12 protein-coding genes are annotated in these 14,431 nt (G+C 58.0%); 5 read left to right on the forward strand and 7 right to left on the reverse strand.

All coding sequences use genetic code 11. The annotated features are described in order from the left end of the window. Nucleotides 1-11: 11 nt before the first annotated feature. From ASC90_RS04520 to ASC90_RS04540, 5 genes are all read right to left on the reverse strand, one after another. Nucleotides 12-869 carry a DUF1365 domain-containing protein gene (locus ASC90_RS04520; protein ID WP_056536186.1) on the reverse strand — a complete coding sequence of 286 codons (858 nt, stop codon included), beginning with the start codon at nt 867-869 and terminating at the stop codon, nt 12-14. After that, nucleotides 869-2,203, reverse strand: a complete 1,335-nt coding sequence (locus ASC90_RS04525; RefSeq protein WP_056535974.1) for an FAD-dependent oxidoreductase — start codon at nt 2,201-2,203, stop codon at nt 869-871. The genes ASC90_RS04520 and ASC90_RS04525 overlap by 1 nt, the downstream gene beginning before the upstream one ends. Further along, nucleotides 2,200-3,651, reverse strand: a complete 1,452-nt coding sequence (locus ASC90_RS04530) for a deoxyribodipyrimidine photo-lyase (protein WP_056536189.1) — start codon at nt 3,649-3,651, stop codon at nt 2,200-2,202. The genes ASC90_RS04525 and ASC90_RS04530 overlap by 4 nt, the downstream gene beginning before the upstream one ends. A 150-nt stretch (nt 3,652-3,801) precedes the next feature. After that, entirely contained in the window at nt 3,802-4,650 is an 849-nt protein-coding gene (locus ASC90_RS04535; RefSeq protein WP_056535977.1) for a glycosyltransferase, read from the reverse strand. A gap of 311 nt (nt 4,651-4,961) precedes the next feature. After that, entirely contained in the window at nt 4,962-5,927 is a 966-nt protein-coding gene (locus ASC90_RS04540) for a glycosyltransferase family 2 protein (RefSeq protein WP_056536193.1), read from the reverse strand. A 440-nt stretch (nt 5,928-6,367) separates the two neighbouring features. Here ASC90_RS04540 and ASC90_RS04545 point away from each other — a divergent pair, with 440 nt between their 5' ends. Then, a complete protein-coding gene (locus tag ASC90_RS04545; protein WP_056535980.1) occupies nt 6,368-7,591 on the forward strand; it encodes an MFS transporter in 1,224 nt (407 codons plus the stop codon). An 81-nt stretch (nt 7,592-7,672) separates the two neighbouring features. Here the strand turns inward: ASC90_RS04545 and ASC90_RS04550 are convergent, their stop codons facing one another. Further along, entirely contained in the window at nt 7,673-9,649 is a 1,977-nt protein-coding gene (locus ASC90_RS04550) for a transcriptional regulator (RefSeq protein WP_244480298.1), read from the reverse strand. A 203-nt stretch (nt 9,650-9,852) separates the two neighbouring features. Between ASC90_RS04550 and ASC90_RS04555 the strand changes: the two genes are divergently transcribed. Further along, nucleotides 9,853-10,941, forward strand: a complete 1,089-nt coding sequence (locus ASC90_RS04555) for a pyridoxal-phosphate dependent enzyme (RefSeq protein ID WP_056535983.1) — start codon at nt 9,853-9,855, stop codon at nt 10,939-10,941. A 124-nt stretch (nt 10,942-11,065) separates the two neighbouring features. On the opposite strand, the gene ASC90_RS04560 is transcribed toward ASC90_RS04555, so the two are convergent. After that, nucleotides 11,066-11,338 carry a hypothetical protein gene (locus ASC90_RS04560; protein WP_056535986.1) on the reverse strand — a complete coding sequence of 91 codons (273 nt, stop codon included), beginning with the start codon at nt 11,336-11,338 and terminating at the stop codon, nt 11,066-11,068. Between ASC90_RS04560 and ASC90_RS30220 the strand changes: the two genes are divergently transcribed. The 3 genes from ASC90_RS30220 (at nt 11,337) to ASC90_RS04570 (ending at nt 14,124) form a co-directional block, all read left to right on the forward strand. After that, a complete protein-coding gene (locus tag ASC90_RS30220; protein WP_280138305.1) occupies nt 11,337-11,462 on the forward strand; it encodes a hypothetical protein in 126 nt (41 codons plus the stop codon). The two genes, ASC90_RS04560 and ASC90_RS30220, sit on opposite strands and share 2 nt — an antisense overlap. Nucleotides 11,463-12,044: 582 nt before the next feature. Then, nucleotides 12,045-13,727: an arylsulfatase gene (locus ASC90_RS04565; RefSeq protein ID WP_056535988.1), complete on the forward strand. Its 1,683-nt coding sequence runs from the start codon at nt 12,045-12,047 to the stop codon at nt 13,725-13,727. 214 nt (nt 13,728-13,941) lie between these two features. Further along, the gene (locus tag ASC90_RS04570) at nt 13,942-14,124 is read left to right on the forward strand and encodes a hypothetical protein (protein WP_056535991.1); all 183 of its coding nucleotides are present in this window, start codon (nt 13,942-13,944) and stop codon (nt 14,122-14,124) included. The last annotated feature ends 307 nt before the right edge of the window (nt 14,125-14,431 follow it).

Here is a 14,431-nt window from a genome sequence, read left to right on the forward strand (position 1 = left end):
CAGCGATTGGATCAGACGGTAGTGTCATTCTTCGGCCTCCGCAATACGGGACGGACCCCCGTAACGCTGATTGGCGGCGGCGGTGAATGGCGGGGGACGTATCGAGCGCCTTTCAGCCAGAGCTTCAGTGCCTCCCAATGAATGCCACCGATAATTTTGGCGGTCAGAAACGGAAAGCGGGCCAACAGCCTTGCCAGAACCGGCGTGGTCAATGGGAGGTGCCGGCCGGAGAAGGTTGCGGCCAATAGGGGACCGCCCTCGTTCGTTTCGAGGATACGCCAGCGAATTTCCCGGCCGGGCGGCAACATCCGGAAATGGTATCGCATGTCCATGCCCACGAACGGAGAAACGTAGAGGAGTTTGTCGCAGGTTTGCCGGAGACCGCTTTCGGATATGCTTGCCGGCTCGACGGGGCAGACATAGGTATGGCGCTCGCCGAACGTGTTGCGCACTTCATAGATCGTCGCGATCAGATCATTGCGATCATCGTAGGCGTAGTAGACGGCGAGCGGATTGAACACGTAGCCGAAAATTCGCGGATAACAGACAAGCAGGATGCGGGAAGCGTGTAGCCCGGCCTGTGCCAGCAAATCATCCGCGTGGGTACGGATGTCGCGGGCTCCGGCATGGTCTCGCTCGTGAAAGGAGACAACGTTTGGGGCGTTCACGGAGAAGAGCCTCGACAGGTTACTGGCTTCCGCCAACCGATCCAGATCGACCAGGAGCGAAAACACGCCGTAGCGGAAACGGTGGCCGAATGGCCGCATTCGCTGGTGCATGACGTCGCCAACGTAGAGAGCCGCCGCTACATCGGGCGGTGGCCCGTTGTCCGTCATGCTGACGCCGCGCTTTTCCATGTCGGGTTTCATCATACTGCATCCAGCAGCCGCTCGCGCGGTTGCGTCTCGCTCACACGCCGGGAGACGGGGGCTCCCAGGGCCGCTGCCGCGGCCAGGCCCGAGACCAGTCCGTCTTCGTGGAAGCCGTAACCCGTCCAGGCGCCGGCGAAATAGCAGTTGTGCTCTCCCTGGATGCCCCGCAACGCCTTCTGCGCTTCAACGCTTTCTGCGGAGAATTGGGGATGGTCATAAGCGAATTCGGCAAACACCTTGCGCTTGTCCGGCTCCCGGTCCGGATTAAGCGTGACGAACAACGGAAACCGGTTGTCGATCCCCTGCAGCTTGTTCATCCAATAGGTCACCGCAACGCCGGCGTTGCCCTCTTCTCGGCTTGAGCGCAAGTAGTTCCACGATGCCCAGACCTTCGGCCGCGCGGGCATCAGTCTGGTATCGCGGTGGAGCACGACCCTGTTCGCTTGATAGGGGATGGCGGCCAACGTACTCATTTCCTGTTCCGTCGCATCGGCGAGCATGCGCCTCGTCTGGTCGCTATGCGCCGCAAATACGACCTTGTCGAACACTGCCTTCTCACCGCGTTCGTCGGTGATGACCACACCTGTGTTGGTACGTTCGACGAGACGTACACCACAACCCAGCTTCAGCCGATCTCCAAGCGGGGCCAACAGCTTTTCCAGGTAGGTGCGACTGCCACCGGTCACGGTTCGCCACTGATGCTGTTTGCTGTAGATCAGCCGGTGGTTGTCGAAGAAGTTGACGAAATGCTCGGCCGGAAACTGTAGCATCTTGGCTGCAGGAGTGGACCAGATCGCCGCCGCCATCGGAACGAGGTAGTTATTGGTGAAACCCGGTGAGAACCCGCGCCAGTTGAGATAGTCCCCGATCGAGCGGGATGCGAGGTGCCCATCGGCGCGATCGCGCAGGCATGTGCGATTGAACCGGACGATCTCCCGGATCATCAGCAGGAATGATGGGCGAACGAGATTGCGCTTCTGGGCGAAGATGGACGACAGACCGCCGCCGCACCATTCCAGCTTGCCATGATCGAGCGACAGCGAAAAGCTCATGTCGCTTGCGTGTGTCGCGACTCCCAGTTCGGCAAAAAGTGCGGTCAGGGTCGGGTAATTTGGTTCGTTGTAGACTATGAAGCCGGTATCGACCGGTATCCGAACGCCGTCGTAGTCAACATCCACCGTCGCCGTATGACCACCTGGACGGGCTTCCTTTTCGTAGACTGTTACATCATGGACCGGGTTCAGTGCCCACGCTGCCGAAGCCCCGGATATACCGGAGCCTATAACGGCGATTTTCAGACGACCCTGCGGATTGGAAAAATGCGCGTTCATGCCGCATCCTTTGTGGCGCCGTAGGCGGTGAGAGCCCTGTTGCGCGCCATCGCATGGTCGACGATCGGTTTGGGATAGGTTTTTCCGAGCGTGATCCCGGCGCTCTCAAGAGTTGCCGGGGGTGCGTCGAACGGCCTGTGGATGTACTTGTTGTCGAGTTCCGAAATCTCGGGCACGAATTCCCGGACGTAGTCGCCATCCCGGTCGAATTTTTCGCCCTGAAGAACTGGATTGAAGATGCGGAAGAACGGTGATGCGTCGGCGCCCGACCCGGCGACCCATTGCCAGCTTGCGGCGTTGCTGGCGGGATCGGCGTCTATCAGCGTGTCGCGAAACCAGCTTTCGCCACGCCGCCAGTCGACCATCAGGTGCTTGATCAGAAAGGATGCTGCGACCATGCGTACGCGATTGTGCATGAAGCCATGCCGCCACAGCTGCCGCATTCCTGCATCGACAATCGGGTAGCCGGTCATCCCCCGCGTCCACGCCTTGAACAGCGTCGAATCATTGTGCCATGCGAAGCCATCGAGCCGCTTGTTCCAGTTGTCATAGGGCAGCTTCGGGAAATGAAATAGCTGATGGTACGAGAATTCTCGCCAAGCAAGCTCCCTGCGAAAGTGAACAATGTCTTCGGCAGGAATGTGATCGGTCAGGCCGCGGGTTTTATGCCAGATGCGGGCGGGGGAAATCAGCCCGAGCGCCAGATATGGCGACAGCATGGACGTGGCCGGCTTCGAGGGGAAATCGCGACTGTCCTTGTAGCCGTGAAGGGCGTCCTCGACGAAGTCGTCTAGCCGGCGGTGGGCTGCGTTCTCGCCGGGGCTCCAGACGTCGGGGAAGTGCTTCGCCCAGTTGGGTCTGGTTGGCTGCAGTCCCCATGACCCGAGACGCTCGGTTTTCGGCGACGACGTGGCAAATTCCACTCGGGTGGGCGCGTTTATCGGATGATCCGGCTCGCCAGATTTCTCCAACGCCCGCCAGAAGGGGGTGTAGGCTCGGTAGGGGGTTCGTCCGCCGGTCAGAAGCTTCGAAGGTTCGTGGAGCAACTGCCCCGGGAAACTCATTGTGTGAATGTTCTGATTTTCCAGCTCACGCTTGACACGAATATCGATGACGATCCCCGGCGGATCGTATCGCCGGTTCCAGAACACCGTCTCTGCACCTGTCGATCGAATGACGTCGCCAAGCACGTCCAACGCCTGTCCCGACGCGAGCACAAGGCTTCCACCGCGCTCACGCAGTGACTTTTCCAGGCATTCCAGCGATTGGTGAAGCCACCACGCCTGGGCTGCCCCGAGTGCACCCGTACCCGCGGATACTGGCTCGCGAATGTACAACGGTATGATCGGTCGCCCCGATGCGCAGGCCGCATGCAGCGCCCTGTTGTCGTCGAGACGCAAATCCTTTCGAAACCAGAGAATAACCGGTCTTGCCACGTCACTTGCCAATGAATCCACCCCGTCTGGTCTTTCGCACTTTCTACGAAACTAAGAGGAGGGCGGATCAAGAGTTTCGACGGGAATGTGCGTAGCCGGTGGACCTTCGGCAACGCTGGCAACAGGGTGCCCGGTGCGACACCCGATGCGCCATGGGCACGCCTAAAAAAATCTGAGCAGTTTATACTGCGTCTTCCTGCGGGCATCGTTCCAGCACATCCGGAAGAACTTCAAACGCCGGACAAGCCCAACCTTCGGGAGCTTGTGAACCAGTTTGTAGCAACCGAATGTGTACGCCAGTCTTTGCTGAAGTTTGTCGCGGAAGCTTTTTGCTCCGTAACGTTCGATTGAATTCGAACCCTTCCGAAAAATGAAGACGGGGCCACTGACATAGGCCACCAAATCGCGAACGACAAATTCACTCATGGTGTAGGAAGCAACACACCATGGATTCGCGAACTCATGCCATCTGCTCACAAGCGTGTCCTTGGCGGCAGACCGAAATACGCCGTAGATCCACTCGCCGGGATAAGTAAGGTTTCGGGGAACCGATCCAGATTTATAAAGATCCAGGAAGTTAAGGACTTTGGAGCTAGGATGCTTCATCGCCAGCTTCTGTCCTTCCCTTGTTACTATCTGTGTTGAGCAAACCGCCACCAACTTGTCGCTATCTTGCTCGAGCGCTTCAACGAGCGCGCTCAGAAAGTCGGGGGAGGATAGATCGTCGCAGGCGCGCAAACAAAAGTACTCGCCTTCCACTGCGGCCAATTCCATCGCCTTGGCAAAGTTGTCGTTCGCACTTAGAAAATGATCATTTCTGACAATGGAAAAACGTGGATCTTTCTCGCAAAATTGCAGCGCAATCTCAAAGGTGTTGTCCGTGCACCCGTTCTCCAGAATGATTGCCTTGAAGTCCTGCAGGTGCTGGCTGGCGATTGACGCGAGACTTTCGCTCAAGGTCGCGGCTCCGTTGTGCACCGGAAATACGACGGCAACCTTGGCCTTACCCATTGAGATATCCTGACCCACGCGTTGAGCGCGTATCTACTGCAAGCCTTGCGGCTGTTCAACACATATCAGTTTGCAACGATCAGAACGGAAAACTGAACAGCGGTGGCCGCTTCATCCGTTCACTTTTAGATTTCGTCGCATGGTTCGCATCTTATGCCTGACGCGCCGTTACAGCGGACGTTGCCACGGTTGCGGCCAGAAATGTCCGTCGCTTCAGAGAACTGTTGCGCACGACTGCTGTCTCGACCAGAATCCGCGTCTATTTATTGGTGCCGATGGACAACGCGAAGCGAAGCTCACAGCGCCTGCTGCTATTTCGGAACGGGAAGGAAAAAGCCCATCTTAACGAGTTGATCGGGGCCCGTGTATTTTCGCGAAAGATCGGATTGGAGCCTCAAAGAGCCGTTCTGATCCATTTTTTCAACGATGGAACTGTAGGCGGATGAATTGTTGAAGTATTGACCGCCTTCGACTGCGGCCTTGGCCACTTCGGCATAGTCGGCGAAAAACTTGAAATGGAGCAATACCCCCATGACCGGGACGAAGTTTCTTCCGTAGGGCAGTGGCTGATGGATGCTAGGTCCAAAGCGACATTTCGCGTCCCAGAAGATAAGCGGGTATTTTATCAATTCGAGGCCTGATTTGAACTCCCGCTCCCGTGGTCCGCCCCGGACGGAGATGGCACGCTTGGTCGTGGTGAGAGTATATCCGTCTCCGTCGAAATGATCAGCGACGGTCCAAGGATCGGACTGCTCGAGTTTTTCTACCTCGGCTGACTCCAGATCGATTGGATACATGTCGAGCATCGGAGCGGACATCCGGAGGAAGCCGGCCCCCTCAAGGCCGTCGATCACCGACCGAAGCCCCCTGTTTCCGAAGCCCTCATATATCAGGAACTCGTCGGAGTCGACATTCACATACCAGCGGTCGGTGCCGTAGAGGGAAAACAGCCTTTCTCGCCATCGGCGGCCCCTTCGGGCTTCCTTGAACCTCACATCCGAGACCCACAGGTCGACGTCGGTCTGTTCCAGCAGGAATTCCCTGGAGCCATCAGAAGACGCGTCGTCGACGCAGATAAAGCGCGTCACTCCGAGCCCCCGGTAATGGGAAAGGAAGGCCGGCAGAAGCTTCCGGTCATTTCTGGTGAGAAAGATCAACGGCAGTTCTTCGGAGCCGAGGACGGCTGGTCCTCTAGTATTGATGCAGGCAAGCGGCACGTCAGACGATTGCCGCCGTTCCCGACGCTCCACCTTCATCGTCTCATACCAAGTGGCCAATCGCTGAGGAAGCGTTCGCTTCGTGACGTTTGCCGTGGCGTCGTTCGACTTGAAGGGGTAGTGGGTCAGCGTCATGGTCTCCGAGATCCCCAACGGGCGGCAAGTGATGCAAGGTTCCTTGGCAGCATACATCCGCGCCGCCGTTAGAAACACGATTTCCGCGTTGGGCAATGAGTGGTTATCATGCCGAATTGCAGATGGGCAGAGGATATTGTCACTTAAGGTGCTGGTTAGTGGAAGCTTTTCCACAACGACTGCCAGCCTCGGATGCGTCTCCTGTACCTCCGGCAAGTGGCTTCAAAATCGTCATCGGGAGATTCAGGTCGAACCAATCGTACCGGATTGGCGCCCGACGCGGTTGACAAGAGTAGCTTCGAGGCAGAAGCGGCAGACACAAGAATCGCAAGGGCGCACTGTTTGTCTCGCGCCGGACCATCTCAATGGATACACATCATGCTCACCAGGGTAGCGTTCTTCGCCATCCCGGTTATCTGAATTTCGCAGGCTCGCGCGTTTTTTCCTCATTGGCATTCCAGTGCCTGGCGATCGCCATGGGCTGGATGATCTACGACCAGACGCACAACGCCTTTGCATTGGCGCTGGTCGGCCTGTGCCAGTTTTTGCCCATGGTCGCCCTGACCTTCGTTGTCGGACACGCGGCGGATCGGTTCGACAGGCGTCGGATTGGGCTTGCCTGCCAGTTGATCGAAGCAATGGTCGCTGCGCTGCTTGCCGTCGCCACATGGCAGGACTGGCTGACCCCAACCGGGATACTCGTCGCCGTTACCATCATGGGGGCGGCTGTCGCCTTTGAGCGGCCAACCATGGCGGCGTTGCTTCCCGGCATCATGCCGTCCTCCATGCTGCAGCGCGCGATAGCGACTTCGACATCGATGATGCAGACGGCCCTGATCGTTGGCCCATCACTGGGCGGACTGCTGTATGGCATCGATCCCGTTGCCCCATTTGTCGTAGCCGCGGTGTTTTTCACGATCGCCAGCATCAACGTCATCTCGATCCGAATGGAATGGACGCCGGCAAAGCGCAGCCCGGTAACGCTGGCGTCGATCTTTGCGGGCGTCTCCTTCATCAAGAGCCGGCCCGTTATGCTCGGGACGATTTCGCTCGATCTTTTTGCCGTCCTGTTTGGCGGTGCGACTGCATTGTTGCCGATGTTTGCGCGCGACATCCTTCACGCTGGTCCTTGGGGCCTTGGCCTGTTGCGGGCTGCTCCTGCGATCGGTGCGCTCGTCATGTCGGTTGTCTTGGCTAGAAAACCGCTGAGCAGCAATGTGGGTAAGAAGATGTTTTGCGCAGTCGCCGTGTTCGGCATTGCGACCATCGTCTTCGCACTGTCGACAAATATCGCGCTTTCAATCGTTGCTCTGCTGGTTGTGGGCGCTTCCGATACGGTTAGCGTCGTCGTGCGTAGCTCGCTAGTGCAGCTTCTCACCCCAGATGAGATGCGTGGGCGCGTCAATGCGGTGAATTCGCTGTTTATCGGTACTTCGAACCAACTCGGCGAATTCGAATCCGGCATGCTTGCTGGCGTCATGGGACCGGTTGCAGCCGGGGTGATTGGCGGCGTCGGCACGATCGTCGTCGTTTTGCTTTGGGCGAAATTCTTTCCCGACCTTCGCAAGGTGAAAACGCTGCTGGGCTAATCGCAGTGCCCGCTCCCGCAGTCCACCCGCAGTAGCGTTTCGTTTCTCAGGGCCGTGACCAAATGGCGGATCTATGCATTGCTAGTCGAGACCGATGCGCCTCGCGGCCAAGCGAAACAATGCTGTTGCGTCCGGGTCAAACCGAAATGTTGCCAGGAAATCGTCGGCACGATATCGCGGAAGCGTCTTCCTGATCAATGCACAGAAGTTTCGGCCCTCGTCGATCCGACCAGCAAGCGCCAGGCAATGAGCCGCGATCGCCAGAATGATGACGTGTGCGTTCGGACGTTTCGCAGCTCTCAAGGCCCAATCGGCCGCCTCCTCGAATTGACCGAGGCGAACATGCGCCATGGCGCGGGCGCCCAGCATTCCGAAGAGCAACGGGTCGACAGGGCTCAGGTGGCGTGAATGGTCGGATGATCCGATAGCGGCGAGTGGATCTCCTGACTGCGATTGGACAAACGACAATGCGTAGTGCCCGAGGGCAAAATTGGGACTGAGGTCAACGGCGTGCTGCAACTCGAGGACGGATTCATCCTGTTGTCCGCGCAGCCAGAGCGCTCTGCCCATTGCCCAGTGAGACGCGGGGTTATTGTCATCGGCCAGCAGGCTCTGGCTCGCCGCCTCCATCGCGCGGCGACTTTGCTCCGTATGGTCGCCCCATCGTTGAAACGCACTCTGCCAATGGGTAAAGGACAGGCCGGCGTGCGCACGGGCAAAGGTTGGATCCAGGCGAACCGACATCTCGAAAAATTGCCGGGCCTGCTCGTTCTCCAGCCTGGTAAACCGATACATGTGCCAGAGGCCGCGATGATAGGCCTCCCAGGCATTGAGAGAGGTAGGCGCCTTCAGGATAGCCCTGTTGCGTTCAACCATCTCGATCTCGTTGCAGATCGACGAGACGATCTGGTCGCCGATCTCGTTGAGAAGGACGAAGGTGTCATCAATGCTGTGGTCGAGGACCTCCGTCCACACTATCCTTGCCGTGCGGACGTCAACCAGTTCGACGGTGACGGTGACGCTGCGCTCACGTTGAAGGACCGAACCGCTGGCTACATAATCGACGTTCAGCGCGCGTCCGGCTTCCTCCGGTCCGATATTCTTTTCGGCAAGTGCAAAGACAGAGCCGCGGGCTATGACAAAAAGGTTTCGCAATCTGGCCAGTCGCGTGATGATGTCGTGCGTCAACGCATCGGTAAGGCCGCCACGCTGCCCGTTCGTAGGCCCTTCCAGGTAAAAAGGCATTACCGCGAGCGAGGCGTGGTCCGACTTGGCGATGCGCCTGTCTGCAGGATCAGTGATCAACGGCAATACCCGCGAGGCTGACAGCGTCTGTACGGATCTTTGAACCGTAGCTTTTTGCTTCTGCCCGCCTTGCCAAGCATCCCGCACCGGCGTGAAATCGAGCCCATCCGATGCAAAGAGCTCAGATGCCGCGGCGAGGTGCTGTTCGCAGGCGCCGACTTGCCCACGCTGCGCCAACGAATCCAGAAGCGCAAGATGAGACCGGCCGTCGAAGGGCGCGAGCTCAACCCATTTTTCGACGTAGTAGTATGCTTCGTCCGAACCGGCAGGAAAGCGTGAAAACAGCTGCTCAAGCACAGCAATATGACAAGCGTTGAAACGCCGCCGTTGGGCGATCAGCCAGTTCGTAAAAACAGGACTTCGGTCGACCGCCATCCCGTCCAGGAATTCTCCCGCAAAAAGACCGAACAGCGATTTCAATCGCTCGACGGGAAGGGACTCGAGGCCCTGACTTGTTGCCGTCGCCAGTTCGACGACGTCAACCATACAGTCGTCGATGTGCAAGGCGATCGTATCGTCCGAAGCGTCTACTCTTTTGCGGTCCGCATCGTCGATCACGCCGCGCAATTTGCTCAGGCACCAGCGAAGCTCGCCGCGAGGGTCGCTTGGCACGTCCCAGAACATCTCGCAAAGTCGGCTACGGGCGACGGCACGAGGCGCCAGGGCAAGGTAAGCAAAAAGCGCACGCGCCTTGCGCGAGGTTGGCAGGTCGACCTTGTCGTTGTCGCGAACGACTGTCAAAGGTCCGAGCATGCGGATACCAATGCTGGACGGGGGCCGCGAGAGGGCTGTTCGAGCAGATTCCACGGTGGTTCCCACGCCTTTTCCCACGACACTCCATCGCATTCCCTATTATCACCATTTTAGCAATCGCGCATCCAAGCGGCGAACGAAGGTTCGCGCGCCATGCGCACCTGTGGGAATGCAATCCAAATCGGGTCCGAAGGGAGAAGATCATGGTCGGTCCAAAAACAATGAGAGAGACGGCAGGGCGAGGGCGGCTGTTCGAAAGTATCCTCGACACCATCGGGGATACACCAACGATCAGGATCAATAACCTCGGCCCCGCGCATGCGAAAATCTATGTCAAGGCGGAGTTCTTCAATCCGGCCTCATCCGTCAAGGACCGATTGGCATTGAGTATTATTGAAGAGGGCGAACGCAGCGGCGCTCTCAAGCCGGGGCAGACGGTCGTGGAGGCGACAAGTGGCAACACCGGCATCGGGCTGGCAATGGTCTGCGCCCAGAAAGGCTATCCGCTGGTTGTCACGATGGCCGACAGCTTCTCCATCGAGCGGAGAAAGCTGATGCGTATGCTAGGCGCAAAAGTTGTGCTGACCCCGCGTGCGCAGAAGGGATTTGGAATGTACACGAAGGCCTTGGAGCTTGCCGAGGCCAACGGCTGGTTCCTGGCTCGCCAGTTTGAGACCGCGGCAAACGCCGCAATCCACGAGGCAACGACGGCGCGAGAGATCATCAACGATTTCCATGGAACTCGACTGGACTGGTTTGTCAGCGGTTATGGCACGGGAGGCACCCTTGCGGGGGTGGCGCGTGTGCTGCGCCGGGAGCGCCCCGAAACGCGCATCGCGCTGATCGAGCCGGGTAATGCACAGCTGGTAAATAGCGGTGAAAAACAGGCGCGCATGCCAAGCGGTGCGCCGGCCAGCAGTCACCCCGCTTTCGAACCACACCCCATACAGGGCTGGACACCCGACTTCATTCCCTACGTCCTGCAGGAGGCGATTGACGCCGGGTACTATGATGAAGTGATGGCCGTCGCCGGCGCGGACGGTATCAAATGGGCTAGGTCATTGGCTCAAAAGGAAGGCATATTCACCGGCATATCGGGAGGCGCAACTTTCGCCGCCGCACGGCAAATTGCCGAGAAAGCCTCCGCCGACTCCGTTATACTTTGCATGCTTCCGGACACCGGCGAGCGCTACATGACTACGCCGCTGTTCGACGGTATCGAAAGTGAGATGGATAAAGAAGAAATGGCAATGTCACGCTCGACGCCGGGGCTGCAGTTCGCCGCTGAATGATCACGCGTGTGTTCATACCGCGGACATCCGAACGGAAAAGGCCGAGTGAAACCGTCACCGGCCTTTTTCTATACGCGGATTGTCAACCGGCATCATTTAGAACCGCACGCGCCAAGGGCTCGAACTACTGCTGGGCAGGCGCTGCAGTCGGCGGCGCAACCGGCATTACCGGTTTCGGCGCAGGCTCGCTTATGGAGGGCGTGGTCGAGGCTGTTGGGTTAGGGTCTGTGCTCGACATGCCGCCCCACTGATACCAGGCGAACGCGGCGACGACGATAGCAGCGATCACAGCGAGCCATGTGCCCACGGGAGCAGAGCGTGGAGCGCTCACTTGCTCTGTCCGAAGATCGGGATCGGTTTTCTGCGGATCGAGCGAATTGCTAGGATCGAAAGTCATGGTTTCCTCCATCGTGAATGAGGAATCAAACTGGTACGGCGCGCTTTTGTTCCATCGGTGGGCCCAGAAGGTCAACGAAGCATCCGCCGGCGGCTCGATGGTTGCGAAGGGTTGGTTCGACTAAGAGCCTTCATCGACAGCAGAGGGCAGGGCGTCGTCGCGCACGGTGCATTAGTAATAACTTAACTTGTGCGATCTAGACTTAGCGTGTCACGGAGGTAAGGCGTCGTGGCAGGCAACAGTGAAATAGCATGGCAAAGGTCCGTCATCTCCCAGATGCGGGCCTTTTCGCTTTTGGAATGTTCTAACGGGATTTGATACCGGAAGCGTCGCAGCGGAAGCGGACATTGATTTCCACGATGTAATGCTGCCGCTGGTGACCGCAATTATTCCGTGGATCCTCAATCTGGCGGCGAAGATCAAGATGTGCGATACTCGCGCCTAGGTCGGCTGCTGAGACCAACAGCCCGCCACAGCAGAGCTTTGTAGCCGGTCATCGACTCTCGATTGCGGGCATGCATGTCGCCACTCTCTAGGCGAGTAAGCAGAGCGTACTGACAGACTCCATACATCCAACTTCCCGCGGCACCTTGCCGCTCAGATCACATGTCAGATCGTCCCGACCGGGAGGATCGGAGTTCCCCTTGCTTCGAGGGAAATCCCGATCGGGCAGTGCCGTTCATGAACTCAAACGGAGGATGCAACAATGAGTACCATTCGAAACATGTGCTTTGGTATGCTGGCTTCCGCATGCGCAAGCGCACTAGGGCCGCCTGCAGTCGCGCAGCAGCAGCCAAAGCCCAACATCCTGGTCATCATGGGCGATGACGTCGGCTGGTTCAACATCGGCGCCTACCACCGTGGCATCATGTCTGGGAAGACGCCAAATCTCGACAGGCTGGCGGCCGAAGGCATGATGTTTACCGACTACTATGCTGAGGCGAGTTGCACGGCCGGGCGTGCAAGTTTCATCACAGGAGAAATTCCGCTGCGCACTGGTCTGACGACCGTTGGTCAGGCTGGCGCCGATGTAGGAATGCCGGACAAGGCCGCGACGATTGCGGCAGCCCTCAAAACCGAGGGGTATGCCACCGGTCAGTTCGGTAAGAACCATCTCGGGGATCTGAACAAGTTTCTGCCAACGCTGCACGGCTTCGACGAATTCTTTGGCTATCTGTACCACCTCGATGCCATGTCCGACCCTTACTGGTATTCGTTTCCAAATGACCAGTCGTACCGCGACAAGGTCGGGCCGCGCAATTTGGTGCACAGCTTTGCCACGGCCACCGACGACGCTGCAGCGCAGCCGCGCTGGGGCACAATCGGCAAACAGCGGATCGTCGACGAGGGGCCGCTGGCGCCATACCCCGACATGTCGAACGTACCCAACATGCACGACATAACGCCAAAGGCAAAGTACGACATGGGAACGTTCGATGAGGTGCTGGTCAAGGCCTCGTGCGACTTCATGGATAAGGCCAAGACAGACGGCAAGCCATTCTTTGTATGGCACAACACGACGCGCATGCACGTCTGGACGTTCCTGTCGCCCAAGTATCAGGCGCTCATGAACAGTGACAGCAACTACGGCCTCGAGGAAGCCGGCATGGCGCAACTCGACGATAGCGTCGGCGCGATTCTAAAATGCGTCGAAGATGCTGGCGAAACCGATAACACCATCGTCATTTTCACCACCGACAATGGTGCTGAAGTGTTCACTTGGCCCGACGGCGGCATGACACCGTTCAAAGGCACGAAGGGAACAGTCATGGAAGGCGGCTTCCGCGCCCCAGCCATCATCCGCTGGCCCGGCAAGATCAGACCGGGGACGGTAGAGAACGGTATATTCTCCGCCTTGGACTGGTTCCCGACGCTGGTGGCAGCGGCTGGAAATCCAGATATCACCGACCAGTTGCTCAAAGGCGTGAAGCTGGGCGACACAACGTACAAGAACCACCTTGATGGTTACAACCAGCTGGACCTGCTGACAGGCAAATCACCGTCCGCGCGTCATGAGTTCTTCTATTTCGGCGGCCCCGCACTCGGTGCGGTTCGCATCGACAACTTCAAGTTCCAGTTCTTTCAACAGCCACAGGGTTGGCCCGGTGCAAAGGTCACGACGGACATGCCCACGATGGTCAACATTCGTCAGGATCCCTTCGAACGGACGCCATCAATCGGCGAGCAAAGCCTCAACGACCTTGGCGGAGGCTACATGAACGACTTCTTCGCCCGCGAATTCTGGCGGTTCGTCAGCGTTCAGCAGGAAGTCGGCAAGCTTGCGCTTACGGCGGTCGACTACCCGCCGATGCAGGACCCCGCCTCCTTCAACCTGGATGCCGTGAAGCGCCAGATCGACGCCGCCATCAAGAACAAGCCGGGCAATTGAATTCGGAGAGCTAGGACCTCGGAGCCAGGCGGGCTCCCGAGGTCCTGTTTGGTTCGAAGGCAATGGCTACCGACGCTTATCTTTTTCCGGTTCCGCGAATGCCAGCGTTTTTCTTTTGGATGGATCGCCCACCGGCATGTCTACTCCAATAGAATTACTTGCATTGGTGGCATGATCCATTCTCTATTAGAGTCGACTAATGGAGGATTCGCGCATGAACGGCTCGCATATGGACAGACTGCAGCAATCTCTCTCCGACGCACCCTCTGTTTACGACAACTACGCGCGTCGCTTGATTTCCCATATGCGCGAGAGCCGCCGTCTGCTGGACTCGTTCACCCTGCAGGAGAATCGAGACAGCCCGGTGTCTCAGCGGCAAATCGAAGGAAGACACTGAAGAGCCGCGCGCGAATGCCGATGGAATAATCCCCAAGAATTCATCAGGAGAAAAAAAAGGGAGCCGGTTCAATCGAGAACCGGCTCGTCCATATTGCTCCATAGCGTAAAGTGCATACGGTTATATTCGTTGAGTTTATTCCATTTATTTTTCCATTTCATCCATGGTGCTTACATGCAGCGATGCGCATGGGAAGAATTGCATTGGGAGCCGTACTCGAAACGTTTTGACCGTCAAGTCAATTGCGGCCAGCAAGGCGCCGAAGTTGCGCGGTCCGTCTGCAAATGATTTGCGAAAGATTGGCTCC

Source organism: Rhizobium sp. Root1220 (assembly GCF_001426265.1).
Lineage (GTDB): Bacteria > Pseudomonadota > Alphaproteobacteria > Rhizobiales > Rhizobiaceae > Rhizobium.